12 protein-coding genes are annotated in these 13,238 nt (G+C 70.9%); 5 read left to right on the plus strand and 7 right to left on the minus strand.

The annotated features are described in order from the left end of the window. Nucleotides 1-54 precede the first annotated feature (54 nt). Nucleotides 55-1,260 (plus strand): FAD-dependent monooxygenase, encoded by a 1,206-nt coding sequence (locus BM417_RS31850; RefSeq protein WP_177320708.1) that lies wholly within the window; start codon nt 55-57, stop codon nt 1,258-1,260. A gap of 79 nt (nt 1,261-1,339) precedes the next feature. Here the strand turns inward: BM417_RS31850 and nudC are convergent, their stop codons facing one another. The 4 genes from nudC to BM417_RS31870 are packed head-to-tail and all read right to left on the minus strand — an operon-like array spanning nt 1,340 to nt 6,620. Beyond that, on the minus strand, nt 1,340-2,287 hold the full coding sequence (nudC, locus tag BM417_RS31855; RefSeq protein WP_093602232.1) for an NAD(+) diphosphatase: 948 nt from the start codon (nt 2,285-2,287) through the stop codon (nt 1,340-1,342). Continuing rightward, the gene (locus tag BM417_RS31860; protein ID WP_245822289.1) at nt 2,284-3,690 is read right to left on the minus strand and encodes a M16 family metallopeptidase; all 1,407 of its coding nucleotides are present in this window, start codon (nt 3,688-3,690) and stop codon (nt 2,284-2,286) included. Before BM417_RS31860 ends, nudC begins: the two co-directional genes overlap by 4 nt. Beyond that, complete coding sequence (locus BM417_RS31865) at nt 3,687-4,970, minus strand: M16 family metallopeptidase (RefSeq protein ID WP_093602234.1); 1,284 nt, start codon at nt 4,968-4,970, stop codon at nt 3,687-3,689. The genes BM417_RS31860 and BM417_RS31865 overlap by 4 nt, the downstream gene beginning before the upstream one ends. A 9-nt stretch (nt 4,971-4,979) precedes the next feature. Continuing rightward, nucleotides 4,980-6,620: a DUF2207 domain-containing protein gene (locus BM417_RS31870; RefSeq protein ID WP_407656186.1), complete on the minus strand. Its 1,641-nt coding sequence runs from the start codon at nt 6,618-6,620 to the stop codon at nt 4,980-4,982. A 261-nt stretch (nt 6,621-6,881) separates the two neighbouring features. Here BM417_RS31870 and BM417_RS31875 point away from each other — a divergent pair, with 261 nt between their 5' ends. The 3 genes from BM417_RS31875 (at nt 6,882) to BM417_RS31885 (ending at nt 10,149) form a co-directional block, all read left to right on the plus strand. Continuing rightward, nucleotides 6,882-7,907 carry a neutral zinc metallopeptidase gene (locus BM417_RS31875; RefSeq protein WP_245822290.1) on the plus strand — a complete coding sequence of 342 codons (1,026 nt, stop codon included), beginning with the start codon at nt 6,882-6,884 and terminating at the stop codon, nt 7,905-7,907. A 127-nt stretch (nt 7,908-8,034) separates the two neighbouring features. Further along, nucleotides 8,035-9,243, plus strand: a complete 1,209-nt coding sequence (locus BM417_RS31880) for a neutral zinc metallopeptidase (RefSeq protein ID WP_245822291.1) — start codon at nt 8,035-8,037, stop codon at nt 9,241-9,243. 12 nt (nt 9,244-9,255) lie between these two features. Next, nucleotides 9,256-10,149 carry a neutral zinc metallopeptidase gene (locus BM417_RS31885; protein WP_093602242.1) on the plus strand — a complete coding sequence of 298 codons (894 nt, stop codon included), beginning with the start codon at nt 9,256-9,258 and terminating at the stop codon, nt 10,147-10,149. On the opposite strand, the gene BM417_RS31890 is transcribed toward BM417_RS31885, so the two are convergent. From BM417_RS31890 to BM417_RS31900, 3 genes are read right to left on the minus strand one after another with little or no spacing between them, the layout of a single operon-like run. Then, entirely contained in the window at nt 10,146-10,625 is a 480-nt protein-coding gene (locus BM417_RS31890) for a hypothetical protein (RefSeq protein ID WP_093602244.1), read from the minus strand. The genes BM417_RS31885 and BM417_RS31890 overlap by 4 nt on opposite strands. A 12-nt stretch (nt 10,626-10,637) precedes the next feature. Next, a complete protein-coding gene (locus BM417_RS31895; protein WP_093602246.1) occupies nt 10,638-11,915 on the minus strand; it encodes a sensor histidine kinase in 1,278 nt (425 codons plus the stop codon). Next, the gene (locus BM417_RS31900; RefSeq protein WP_093602248.1) at nt 11,912-12,580 is read right to left on the minus strand and encodes a response regulator transcription factor; all 669 of its coding nucleotides are present in this window, start codon (nt 12,578-12,580) and stop codon (nt 11,912-11,914) included. Before BM417_RS31900 ends, BM417_RS31895 begins: the two co-directional genes overlap by 4 nt. Before the next feature lie 80 nt (nt 12,581-12,660). On the opposite strand from BM417_RS31900, the gene BM417_RS31905 reads away from it, so the two are divergent. Then, on the plus strand, nt 12,661-13,230 hold the full coding sequence (locus BM417_RS31905; RefSeq protein ID WP_093602250.1) for a single stranded DNA-binding domain-containing protein: 570 nt from the start codon (nt 12,661-12,663) through the stop codon (nt 13,228-13,230). The last annotated feature ends 8 nt before the right edge of the window (nt 13,231-13,238 follow it).

The following is a 13,238-nucleotide window of genomic DNA, read 5'->3' on the forward strand; positions in this document are numbered from 1 at the left end:
CGTCAGTCTAAAACAAGTTTGACGGCGCGACGTTTTCACGCTCAAATGTTGAGCATGAAAGCTTCAGATGTCACCGTCGTCGGCGCCGGCCCGGTCGGCCTCCTGCTGGCGAGCGAACTGGCCCTGCAAGGCGTCCGCACCACTGTCCTGGAACGCCTGACCACCCAGGCCGACACCATCAAGGCCCAGATGATCAGCGGCCGCACCTACGAGATGCTCGCCATGCGTGGCTTCGGTCCCGCCATCGACGCCGCGAGCGCCGACGAGGCCACCCGCCTCGCGTGGCCGGTCCGCCGCTCCACCGGCCACTTCGCCGGACTGTTCAAACTGGACGGTCTGCCTTTGACAATGCTGTCCCAGCAGGCTTTGGAACGCATCCTCGAAGCCCGCGCCCTCGACCTGGGCGTGCGGATCCGCCGCGGCGTCGAGGTGACCGACCTGAACCTGGACTCGGAGTACGTGATCGGCTGCGACGGTGGCCGCAGCACCGTCCGCAGGCTCGCGGGCTTCGACTTCCCGGGCACCGGCCCCACCCTGACCGGCTACCAGGCGATCGCCGACGTGGACGGCGACCTCCCGAACGGCTGGCACCTCACCCCGACCGGTGTGTACGCCTCCGGCCCGCTCCAGGGCCGGATCATGCTCATCGAGTACGACGGCCCGCCGGCGTCCCGCGAGGTCACCCGCGAGAGCCTGGAAGCCGCCCTGCGCCGGGTGAGCGGCCGCGACGTCCGGATCACGAAGATCCACACCGCCACCAGCTGGACCGACAACACCCGCCAGGCCACCACCTACCGCCGGGGCACCGTCCTGCTGGCGGGCGACGCCGCCCACGTCCACTCGCCGTTCGGCGGCCAGGGCCTCAACCTGGGCCTCCAGGACGCCCTCAACCTGGGCTGGAAACTCGCCACCGGCGACTCGGCCCTCATCGACACCTACACCACCGAACGCCACCCGGTGGCCGACCGCGTCCTGCGCAACACCCTGGCCCAGGTCGCGCTGACCCGCCCGGACCCGCGGTCGCGCGAACTCCACTCGCTCGTCAGCGACCTGCTCGACCTCCCCGAGGTCAAGGCCCGGATCTCGGCGATGGTCCAGGGCACCGACATCCGCTACGAGACGGACTGCGACCACCCGCTGGCGGGCACCTTCGTCCCCGGCCTGGACCTGTCCGCCGGCAAGGGAACCACCACCGTGCTCGACGGCTTGGAGACCACTGTCCGCCCGGACGGTCACATCTCCTGGATCGGTCCGCGATGAGGGTCACCGACGCCACGCGGCCGGGTCGAGGGTGACGATGCCACTGGCGTCGACCGTCACCTCGACCGGGCCGATCCGGCTAGACCGAACGCGACCAGCTCTGCAGCATCCGGAACGCGATCGACGCGCCACCGGCGAGTCCGAGCCCAGGAACGCTCCCCGGCTCCTCGATCGCCTTCCGCACGTCCGCCCGCGAGACCCACTTGGCCTCGGCGATCTCACCTTCGGCCAGCCGCAACGGTTCCGCGGGATCGGCCACGGCCTCGAAGCCGATCATCAACGACCGGGGGAACGGCCACGGCTGCGACCCGAGGTACCGGATGTCGCGGACCGCGACGCCGACCTCCTCGGAGATCTCCCGCGCCACACAGGCTTCCAGCGACTCGCCGGCCTCGACGAACCCGGCCAGCACGGAGAACCGGCCTTCCGGCCACTCCGGGCCGCGGGCGACGAGCACCTGGTCCGCGCCGTCGTGCACGAGACAGATCACCGCGGAGTCGGTGCGCGGGTATTCCTCCCGCCCACACCCGGAACAGACCGAGGTCCAGCCGGACTTCTCCAGCACCGTCCTGGCGCCGCACTTGGCGCAGTACTTGCCGAGCCGGTGCCACTGGAACAACGCGGCGGCCGTCGTGAACAGCCCGGCCGACGTGTCGTCCAGGGTGGCGCCGGCCTGCCTGAGGTCCAGCCACTGCGGCTCGTCCGTGAGCTCCGGCGGGCCCCAGACGCGCGTGGCGGGGACCTCACCCTCCTCGACGGCGGGCATCAGCACGGCGAACCAGGCCACGCCGTCCTGCTCACCCAGCAGGACGGCGTTCACGGGCGGCTGGTCGCCGAACTCGAGAGCCGGACGGTCGACCACCCGCGTGCCGCGATCGGCGACCAGCGTGCGGCCGCGCGTGTCCACGACGAGCATCCGTGCCTTGGGCCAGAGCGCGGCGAGCTTCTCCTCGTCGCCGCGCAACGGCTCGCCCCGGTCGACCCCGAACCGCGACAGCGCGGGCAGACCGACTAGTTCGAAACTCACTGGAACGAGACCCCACCCAGTGCGGAGAGCTTCGGCTTGAGCTGGTCGGCGTCACCGACGAGCACGCCGGTGAAGTTGCCCGGCGCGAAGAACTCCAGCGCGGCCGCGGCCACCTGCTCCGGCGTGACGGCCGCGAGGCGCTGCGGGTGTGTCACCAGCCAGTCGAGGCCGAGGCCCAGGCCGACGAGGTTCACCAGGAACGACGCCAGGCCGGACTGCGAGGACGTCGACGTCAGCAGGGTCCCGACGGCGTAGCTGCGCGCGGTGTCCACTTCGGACTCCGACGGCGGCACGAGGCCCAGCCGCGCCAGTTCGTACCGGGTCTCCAGCAGCGCCGCGGCGGTGACGTCGGACGCCGTGTCGGCGTCGATCAGCAGCGTCGCGCCGTGCACGGTGAACTCGGGGTGCGAACGGGCGCTGTAGGTGTAGCCCTTGTCCTCGCGGATGTTCTCGACCAGCCGCGACGAGAAGAACCCGCCGTAGACCAGGTTCGCGAGCTGCAACGCCGGGTAGCGCTCGTCGGTGCGCGGGATCGACTGCGCGGCAAGGCGGATCTGCGACTGCACGGCACCGGCGCGGTGCACGAGCACCACGTCGCCACCGGACACCGCGGGCAGCGGCGGCAGCTGGACGGCCTCGCCGTCGCCCTGCCACGCACCCAGGGCCTCGCCGATCTGGGCCACGGCGGCAGCCGGGTCGACGTCGCCGACGACGACCAGCACGGAGCCGCGCGGCAGCAGACCCTTGCCGTGCAACGCCACCACGTCTTCGCGGGAGACGGCGGCGACCTCGTCGGCCTCCGGCATCTCCTTGGCGTACGGGTGGTCGCCGTACAGGATCTTCTGCAACGCCTCACGCGCGATGACGCTCGGCTGCGACCGGGCGATCGTGATGCGCTCGACGAGACGGCCGCGCTCGCGCTCCACCTCGTCCGCCGGGTACGAGGCGTTCGTCAGGACGTCCGCCAGCACCTCCAGCACGGTGCCGAGGCCGGTGGCCAGGGCGTTGCCGGTGAAGCTCAGGCGCTCCGGGTCGACCACGGCGTCGAGCTCGCCGCCGACCAGTGCCAGCTCGGTGTCGATCTGCACGCGCGAACGCTTCTCGGTGCCCGTGAGCACGGTGTTCGCGAGGATCTCGGCCACCGCGGAGTGCCGGGAACCGACGCTCGTGCCGGCCGGGTCCGCGAACGGGACGCGCAGCCGCACCTCGACCATCGGCACCGTGGCGCGCTGGACCGCGATGACCCGCAGGCCGTTCGGCAGCGTGGTGTCCACAGTGGACAGCTCGGCGGACACCTTCTGCGTGCCCAGTTCCGGCAGCGGACGCGGGCCGGTCGACGTGCGTCCGATCTCCTCGGCTGACCGGTGGGTCTTGATCCCCGAAGAGGAAATCGAGGCAGTCACTGGGCTCCTCCGGTGGGCTTGACGAAGAGAAGGGCGCGGGAGTCGGGACGCAGCGCCTTGGCCGCGGCGGACACCTCGTCCACGGTCACCGAGGCGATCCGCTCGGGCAGTTCGTAGATGAGCTCGGCGCGGCCGAACAGCAGCTCCGCGGAGCCGAGGCCCAGCGTGCGGTTCGTGAGCCGGTCGTGCTCCTTGTGCATGGTCGACGCCCAGCGGGCGGTGACCTTCGCGAGCTCCTCGGCCGACGGCGGCTCCTGCGCGAGCTTCTGGAGTTCCTCGTCGATGGCCGCGATGACCTGGTCCGCGGAGACGTCGGCGGCGTGGATCGCGGTGATGCTGAACGTGTCGGGGTCGCGGGCCTCCAGCGGCCCGAACAGGCCGCAGCCGGCGTTCAGGTCGATCACGATGCCCTCGCGGTGCACCAGGCGCTGCTGGAGGCGCGAGCCGTCGCCGTCCGCCAGCACGCCGGCGAGCACGAGGTAGGAGAGGTAGCCGTCGATGTCGGTGACGGGGTCCGGCACGCGGTAGCCGATCGCGATCGCGGGCAGCGGGGCCAGCGCGTCGCCGTGCTCGTGCCGCACCTCACCCTGCGGGCCGGGCTCCGCGAACGAGGGGCGCTCCGGGCGCGGCCGCGCGGGCACGTCGCCGAAGTGCTTCTCCACCAACGTCTTCGTGGTCTCGATGTCGAGGTCGCCCGCCACCGTCAGCACCGCGTTCGCCGGGCTGTAGTAGGTGTCGAAGAACTCCGCGCAGTCGTCGACCGTCGCGCTCTCCAGGTCGACGAAGTCGCCGTAGCCGTTGTGCGCGTTGGCGAACGTCTTGAACAGCACCGCGGGCAGGAGGATCCAGGGGAACCCGCCGTACGGGCGGTTCAGCACGTTGAGCCGGATCTCCTCCTTCACCACGTCGATCTGGTTGCGGAGGTTCTCGTCGGTGAGCTTCGGCGCGCGCATGCGGTCCGCTTCGAGGAACAGCGCCCGCTCCAGCGCCGCGCTCGGCAGCACCTGGTAGTAGTCGGTGTAGTCGGGGTGCGTGGACCCGTTGAACGTGCCGCCCGACGACTGCACGTGCCGGAAGTGGGCCAGCTTCTCCAGGCTCTCGCTGCCCTGGAACATCAGATGCTCGAAGAGGTGCGCGAACCCGGTGCGCCCCTCCGGCTCGGAACGGAAGCCGACGTCGTAGTGCACGCTGACGCCAACGACCGGTGCGCTGGCGTCGGGGGCGAGCACCACCCGCAGGCCGTTGGGCAACGTGAACCTGTGCAGTTCGGGTGAGGCCATGGCGCAAGACTACGGGTTCGGCGTCCGGAGCGATCGCAGGTGGCCCGCCTGGGCGAGGACGCCGTCGAGGGCCCCCAGGAACGCCGGGAAGCTGCGCCGGAAATCGGACGCGTTGCCGTACCAGTACAGGTCCTGCTGCCCGAACGCCGTGAGCCAGCGCTCGGTCTCGCCGAGCACCACCGCGTACGGCAGCGACCGGGAGAACACCAGTTCGCGGTCGGCCTCGGGCACGTCCTCGGGTGTCACCCCGTGCAGGTAGCCGCGCAGGCCGCGGACGTGCTCCAGCAACTCGCTGCCGCGCTTGGTGCGGGCGGGCATCGACCGCGCGCCGAACGCCAGCGCGACACCACCGACCGCGACCACGAGCCCGAACAGCGCGTTGCCGATCGTCAATGCCAGCACGACCGTGGCGACCACGCCCAGCACGGCGATCACGATGCCGGCCCACCAGAACAGGTTCCGCTCGGCGTCCGGGCGGCGCACGAACCAGCGCTTCTCCACGACGTCCGCGTAGAGCCGCTCGCGCACGACCGCGAGATCGATCTGCCGGCCGCGCAGTTCCGACACGCTCACCGCGTCCACGCCCTGGGGCAGAAGGGCTTCGCAGACGGCCTTCTCGTAGCCGGACAACGAGTCGTCGACCGGGTTGCGGCGCACGATCTGCCAGTCGTGGCCCTCGACCTCGGTGATCCACAGGTAGTTGCGGACGGCGAGGTCGATGACCGTGGCGGTCACGTCGACGACGTCCACGTGCTCGTCCACCACGGTGCCGACCTGGCCGGGCAGCACGCCGTCGGGCGAGGCGAACGCGACCCGGCCGCCCTGGTCGCGGACCAGCACGGTCACCGCGCCGACCTCGCTCGCGAGCGCCGCCGCGTCCCGGCCGCGCAGGTACCAGAGCAGGGCGACACCGCCGAGCAGCAACACCAGCAGCCCGCCGAGCGCGGCACCGCTGACGGGCGTCAGCGCGAACGCGGCGGCCAGGCCGGACTGTTCGACCACGACGGCGTTGGGCGGCACGACCCCGGCGGACAGTCCGATCGCGACGTCGACGCGTTCACCGGCGCCGAGCTTGATCTCCTGTGCGCGCACGCCCTTGCCGTCCGCGAGGTCGGCGCTGGTGCACGGCTGGGACGAGCCGACGGGGCCCGCGAGGCAGTTGACCGACGTCGGGGAGTCGGGTGCGGAGAAGGAGACGGCGACCTTGTCCAGTTCGGTGTCCCAGCCGCCCGCGACCTGCCAGCGGACCTCCAGCGCGTCACCGACCGGGGCGACCGCGCCGACGACCGTGTAGGTCAGCGTGGCCTGGCCGCCCTCCAGGGTGACGGAGAAGCTGTCGTCGTCCGTGGAGGTGCTGCCCTTGCCCTCGATCTTGGCGTCGGTGACCTGGTACTGGCGCTCCAGGTCGTTGCCCACCGCGAGTCGCAAGGGGACGGTCCGCTTGACGGTCTTGCCGTCGGGCACCTGGACGGTCTCGGTGACGGACAGCCTGGCGTCGCGCTCCAGCTTCATCCGCACCTCGGTGCTGACGGTGCCGGGAAGCGGCTGCGCGAGCGCGCCAACAGCCGTCGTGGACGTCAGCGCGACGGCGACGAGGATCGCCGCTCCCCAGTTCTTCAACACGGCTGCGGACAATAGCGGAGTCCTCATATGCTCCGGCGGACTTTCGAACAGACGCCATCTGGGGGATCTTCGGCGATGACGCAACCACCGCCACCAGGCAGTTGGCCGCCGCCACGCCCGGTGGGCCCGCCTCCCGTGCCCGCTCCACCGCCGTACGGGCGGCCGATGCCTCCTCGCCCAGTTCAGGGACCTCCGCACGGCATGCGCCCGCCCCCTCCGTACGGCCCGCCGCCCGGACGTGCGCCGCTTCCGCCGCCCCGTCCGATGATGCCGCCGCCGCGTCCGGTCATGCCCGCGCCACAGCCTGCCTGGGGCCCGCCTCCGGGGTACGGGCCGTACCCGGGAATGCCGCCGCGCAAGAACAACGGCCCGATCGTGGCACTCGTGCTCGGCGGCGTGGTGATCCTCGGCCTCGGCGCGATCGGCGTCTTCGCGGCGACGTTGAGCAGCAAGGTGAAGGACACGGGCTACTCGAACTACACGACGTACAGCCCGACCTACGCCAACACCACGACGACGACAACGACCACCACGACGACAGCGGCCACGCGCACGTCGTCGACACGGACGTCGAGCACGCAGCAGACCCCGGCAGGCCCGAAGGCGATCTACAAGCTCGCCGACCACCCGATCTTCGCCACCGGGATCGGCGCGAACGACCTCGACTCGTGCCCGTTGCCGCAGATGGACTACAACCCGGCGGGCGAGCAACGGTTCCTCGCCGCCGCGTTGCCGTGCATCGAGAAGGCCTGGCAGCCGGCGCTGAAGGCCGCCAACCTGCCGTACCAGCCGGCCGAGCTGCAGGTGTTCACCGGCAGCACGCAGACGCCGTGCGGCTCGCGCCAGGCCAACTCGACGGCGATGTTCTGCCGCGGCGTCATCTACTGGCCGGGCGGCTTCTACGCGAACGAGGGCGGCACGACGGTCCGGCACCCCGGCGTCTACCTCGGTCAGCTCAGTCACGAGTACGGCCACCACATCCAGTGGCTGACCGGCATGATGCGCGCCGCCGACCAGGCCCAGTACGACGTGGGCGGCTTCGACACCCCGAAGGGCCTGGAGCTCAACCGCAGGCTCGAACTGCAGGCCACCTGCCTGGGCGGCATGACGCTCGCGCCGTTCTCGCACAAGAACGTCGTGCCGATGGAGGTCGTGAACACCGGCCTGAGCGATTCGGGCAAGCGCGGCGACTACGACCGCAGGCCGGACCACGGCAGCGCGCCCAACAACGAGCGTTGGGTGATGCACGGCCACAAGCAGAACGACATCAAGGCGTGCAACACCTGGGCGGCGAGTTCCGGGGACGTCTCATGAACCGATCCCCCGGCCCGCGCGTCTCAAGTACGTGGGTGGGTCGTGTTAGCCCGGTCGGGGGACGCGCGATCTCGGTCCGCCTATGCTCGTACCCGACCCAGGATGACCATTGGGGGGACTTCAGGCGATGACGCAACCACCGCCGGGCTCTTGGCCGCCACCGCGCCCGGTCGGCCCGCCGCCGATGCCCGCACCGCTCGGACAGCGTCCGCCGCAAGGCCCACCGCCTCCCTACGGCCCGCCGCCACCGCAAGGCCCGCCGCCCGGCTACTACGGCCCGCCGCCGCCCGGTCCGGTCATGCCGCCACCGCAGCCGTCGTGGGGCCCGCCGCCTCCCGGTTACGGGCCCTATCCGGGCATGCCGCCGCGCCGCAAGAGCAACGGCCCGATGATCGCCCTGATCCTGGGCGGCGTCGTGATCCTCGGCCTCGGCGCGGTGGGCGTCTTCGCGGCGACCCTGAACAACAAGGTGAAGGACACGGGCTACTCGGCGTACACGACGCAGAGCCCGACGTTCAGCCTCCCGACCACGACGGACACGCCCACGGAGACGTCCGCGCCGGCCCGCCCGTCCGCGTCCCGCACGCCTTCCGCTCCGCCGACCCCCGCGGGCCCGAAGGCCGTCTACGCGCTGGCCGACCACCCGTTCCTCAAGCCGGGTTTCGGCGCGAACACGATCTCGGGCTGCAACCTGCCGGCGATGGACTACTCCCCGGCGGGCCAGGACCGCTACCTGCGCGCCGCGTTGCCGTGCATCGAGAGCATGTGGAAGCCGGCGATGAACGCCGCGAACCTCCCGTACCAGCCCGTTGAGCTGCACATCATCACCGAGAGCGCGCAGTACCCGTGCGGCACCGTCCGTCCGGACCAGACGGCGCGGTACTGCCAGGGCGGCATCTACTGGACGGCGAACGCCTACGCCGCCGAACGCAACCCGAACAACCCGAACCACCCCGGCAAGTACCTGGGCCAGCTCGCCCACGAGTACGGCCACCACATCCAGTGGCTCACCGGAATGCTGAAAGCCTCGGACCGCGCGCAGTACGACGCGGGCGGATGGGATACTCCGAAGGGCCTCGACCTGAACCGCCGGATGGAGCTGCAAGCCACCTGCTTCGGCGGCATGTCGCTGGCCCCTTTGTCCCACGGCGCGATACCGATAGACGTCATCCGGGTGGCCCTGACCGACGCGGGCAACCGGGGCGACTACGACATCTACCCGACGAAGGACCACGGCACACCGCAGAACAACGCGTCCTGGGTCGACCGGGGCTACAAGTCGAACAAGGCGTCCGAGTGCAACACCTGGGCAGCCGACCCAGGCGCTGTCTCCTAGGAAGGGGAGAACGTGACCCAACCAGCCAAGAACAACCCGGTCCTGCTCGCGGGAGTGTTCGTGCTGGTGGTCGCGTTCGTCCTCGGAATCGGTCAACTGAGCCGTCCGAGAGTGGTGACGGGCCACGCGCTGGCGGGGTCGCGCCCGGCCACGTCGCCGTCGACCGAGCCGTCGACGCCGATCCGCCCGCGGGCGGTCTACCGGCTGGCCGACCACCCGTTCCTGGTCAAGCCGGTCTCGCTGCCCCAGGTGACCTGCGCGATGCCTCCGTTCGGCGTTCAGGACGCCCAGCTGGCCGCCTACTACGCGGCCGGCGTGGAGTGCCTCGACGCCGCCTGGGGCCCGTTGCTGACGGCGGCGAACCTGCCGTTCGACAAGCCCGTCCTGGACGCCTCACCGGAGCTGAAGGACGGTCCGTGCGGCGCGGCGCCGGAGTCGGACCACGCCGTGGCCTACTACTGCGGCCGCAACCGCACGATCTACATGCCCACGGCCCGGCTGCGTGACAACGGCGGCGGCGACGCCCCGGCCACGCACCTGGCCACGCTCGCCCACGAGTACGGCCACCACGTCCAGGCGCTGACGGGCCTGCTGCGCGCGGCGGACCTGAAGATCACCGACGCGGGCGAGAAGACCCCGGCGGGCCTGGAGATGTCCCGCCGCATCGAGCTTCAGGCGAACTGCTTCGCGGGCATGTTCCTGATGTCGGCGGCCGGACGGGGCTCCGTCACGGCGAGCCTGGCGCGTCAGGCGCAGGAGGACTTCCAGTTCGCCATCGAGGAGAAGCCCGAGAACAACGCGCACGGTTCCGCCAAGAACCAGGCGCAGTGGGCGGCCGCGGGCTTCAAGGCGAACTCGACGGACGCCTGCAACACGTTCGCGGCTCCGGCTCCGCAGGTCGGTTAACGCAGGTAGGTCTGCTCGTCGACGTGACGCGTGGGCGTTCCCAGGAACACCTTCGCGTCACGGGGTGATCCGTAGGCCAGGTTCAGCGTGGTCAGCAGGTAGTTGTAGCCGCCGTCCCGTGGCCGCTGCCACCGGTGGTTGAGCTGCCAGCGCACCCACTCGCCGCGGGCAAGCCGGACCGGGGAAGGCCGGTTCCACCGTCGTGGTGTGGCGTGCATGGTGTCCTGGAGCTGCACGGACAGCACGTCGTCGTCCTCGCGCAGGGTGAGGGCGATCCGGTCGATCTCGGTGCTCTCCTTCGACCACACAGGCTCGAAGTCGTTCCACTCCTCCAGCCGCACCTCGTGCACCGCCGGCATCAGGTGTGGCAACGCGAACCCGACCGGTACGGCGTTGCGCCGGGTCGCCCCAGGCGCACCGCGGGACTGCTTGGTCCACTCGGTCTTCACCCATTGCACCACCACGTCGGCGTCCACGTGCCGATGGAATCAAACGTGGCTCGGCTCAGCGACTGGATTAACCGCGGGCAGCGTCACGCGGAAGACAGCCCCCTGCTCGGACGGCTCGCAGGTCAGGTCCCCGCCGTGGGCCCGGATCACCCCTCGGGCGATGGCCAGCCCCAGCCCGGATCCGCCCGAGCGCCGGTCGCGGGCGTCGTCGAGCCGGACCAGCCGGTCGAAGATCCGCTCCCGTTCGGCCTCGGGCACGCCGGGTCCGTTGTCGGACACGGTGAACCCCGTCAGGTCGACCCGGATCCGGACGGTCCCCTGTGGACCGGTGGCCTGCCGAGCGTTGTCCACGAGGTTCGCCAGCACCTGCGCGAGCCGTTGCCCGTCACCGACCACGGCGACCGAGACCCCCTCGGCCGAGATGTCGAAGTCCGGTGCGACGAACCGGGTTCGTGACACCTCGGCCTCGGCCAGTCCCAGCAGGTCCACCGACTCGCGCTGCATCTCGTACCCGGCGTCCAGCTGGGCCAGCGCGAGCAGGTCGTCGACCAGCCGCCCGGCCCTGCGCGCCTCTCTGACCAGCAGGAACGACATCTGGTCCCGGTCCGGCGAGTCCACCGGAGCCTGCACCAGTGCCTCGGCCACGGCCTGCACGCCGGTGATCGGCGTCCGCAGCTCGTGGGCGGCGTCGGCGACGAACCGCCGGGTCCGCTGCTCAGAACCCTCCAGCGAGTCGAGCATCCCGTCGAACGCGGCGGCGGTCCGCCCCAGTTCGGTGTCGGTCCGCGACGGATTCAGCCGCCCGCCCCGATGCCCGGCGGCGATGGCCTGGGCCAGCGAGGTCATGGCGTCGAGCGGGGCCAGCGCCCGCCGCACCACCACGATGATCAGCACACCGATGACGGCGATCGCCCCGAGCCCCAGCAGCACCAGCAGCTTCCGCAACCGGTGCTGCGCCTGCGAGATCGCCTCGGTGTCGGCGAACACGGTGAGCTTGTTGCCGAGGACGTTGCGCGTCTTGCGTTCGAACTGCCCCTCGTCGGGAGCCTCGCCGACCACGTTGCCGTTCGGCTGTTCCACCGTGACGTGGATGTTGCGCTTGGTCAGCTGACGCACGACCTCACGCGGCGGCGCACCGGCTCTCAGCATCGCCACCGCGCGCGCCTCGGTGCTGTTCAGCACCCCGTCGACGTCCTTGGAGGACTGCCCGGCGAACGTCCGGTCGACCGAGATCACCAACGCCACCAGCACGAGGAACAGCACCAGCAGCACCGACACCGCGACCCGCCGGCGCAGCGAGACCGTGCGGAGGTTCATTCCTCGGCCCGCAGCACGTACCCAAGGCCGCGCACGGTGTGCACGAGCCGTGTGCCGTGCTCCTCGATCTTGCGGCGCACGGCGCTGACGTGGACCTCGACGAGGTTCGGGTCGTAGTCCTCGTAGCCCCACACGGCCGTGAGGATCTGCGTCTTGGACACCACTCGCCCGCGTTGCGCCGCCAGGTACACCAGCAGCCGCAGTTCGGTCGCGGTCAGTTCGATCGGCTGGTCGGCGCGCATGACGACACCCGCGTCGGCGTCCACGACCAGGTCGCCGACCTGCACGGTCGACGGCGTCCTGCCCAGCCGCCGCAGCACCGCCGACACCCGTGCCACGAGCTCTGCCAGCACGAACGGCTTGCCCACGTAGTCGTCGGCACCGCCGGAAAGCCCGCGCAGCCGGTCGGGAACGCCGTCGCGCGCGGTCAGCATGACCACGCCGGCACCGGACGAGCGGCGAATGACCTCGAGCAGCTGAAAGCCGTCGCGGCCGGGCAGCATCACGTCGAGCACGACCAGGTCGGGGCGGAAGCGGCCGAGGTCGGCCTCCAGCTGACGTCCGTCCAGCCGATGCTGCACCTCGTACCCGGACTCACGCAGCGCGGAAGACACTGCGGCGCCGATCGCCTCGGCGTCCTCGATCACCAACACCCTGGCGGACACCTCACCATTCTGCTGATCATCGGGACTTCGGGCGACTCGCCTTCAGCTTGCGCTCAGATTGCACGCGCACCCTGGGGCGCATGTCGAAGAAATCAGCGTGGGCCGGCGCCATCGTCGCGGCCGTCGGCCTGACCGTCGGCGGCATTGCTGTCGCGACGGCGGCCGAGGGCCCGGACGGCCCGGCCGCGGCGTTCGCGGAACGCCACCCCGGCGGTCCCGGCAAGGGCGGCCGTGCGGACAAGGCCAAGCTCAAGGACAGCACTCTGGTCGTCGGACGGGTCAAGTCGGTCGAGACCGGCAAGCTCACGATCACCAAGGACGACGGCAGCGAGGTGTCGTTGACCACTGACGGCGCGACGAAGCTGCGCGGTGGCGACCTCGCCGGACTCAAGGCCGACCAGCGCGTGACCGTGCGCGTGAAGGACGGCAAGGCGCTCAACGTGGCGCTGGCGAAGGCGCAGGTGCGGGGCACCGTCAAGGACGTCAACGGCAACAACGCGACGTTGGTGCAGGTCGACGGTCTGCAGACGCCGCTCGACCTGTCGTCGGTGAGCGAGAAGCCGAAGAACGGCGACCTCGTCGCCATCACCGGAACCGTCTCCGACGGCAAGACCATCAAGGTCGACCAGCTGCGTCAGCTGCCGAAGTAAACCTGGGC

It is taken from the genome of Lentzea waywayandensis (genome assembly GCF_900115955.1).
Taxonomy (GTDB): domain Bacteria; phylum Actinomycetota; class Actinomycetes; order Mycobacteriales; family Pseudonocardiaceae; genus Lentzea; species Lentzea waywayandensis.

Coding starts and splice junctions, on each gene's coding strand:
- BM417_RS31895 (WP_093602246.1), bottom strand. CDS start 11,915: ATGAACCTCCGCACGGTCTCGCTGCGCCGGCGGGTCGCGGTGTCGGTG.
- BM417_RS31875 (WP_245822290.1), top strand. CDS start 6,882: ATGCCCGCGCCACAGCCTGCCTGGGGCCCGCCTCCGGGGTACGGGCCG.
- BM417_RS31850 (WP_177320708.1), top strand. CDS start 55: ATGAAAGCTTCAGATGTCACCGTCGTCGGCGCCGGCCCGGTCGGCCTC.
- BM417_RS31865 (WP_093602234.1), bottom strand. CDS start 4,970: ATGGCCTCACCCGAACTGCACAGGTTCACGTTGCCCAACGGCCTGCGG.
- BM417_RS31905 (WP_093602250.1), top strand. CDS start 12,661: ATGTCGAAGAAATCAGCGTGGGCCGGCGCCATCGTCGCGGCCGTCGGC.
- BM417_RS31870 (WP_407656186.1), bottom strand. CDS start 6,620: ATGAGGACTCCGCTATTGTCCGCAGCCGTGTTGAAGAACTGGGGAGCG.
- BM417_RS31880 (WP_245822291.1), top strand. CDS start 8,035: ATGACGCAACCACCGCCGGGCTCTTGGCCGCCACCGCGCCCGGTCGGC.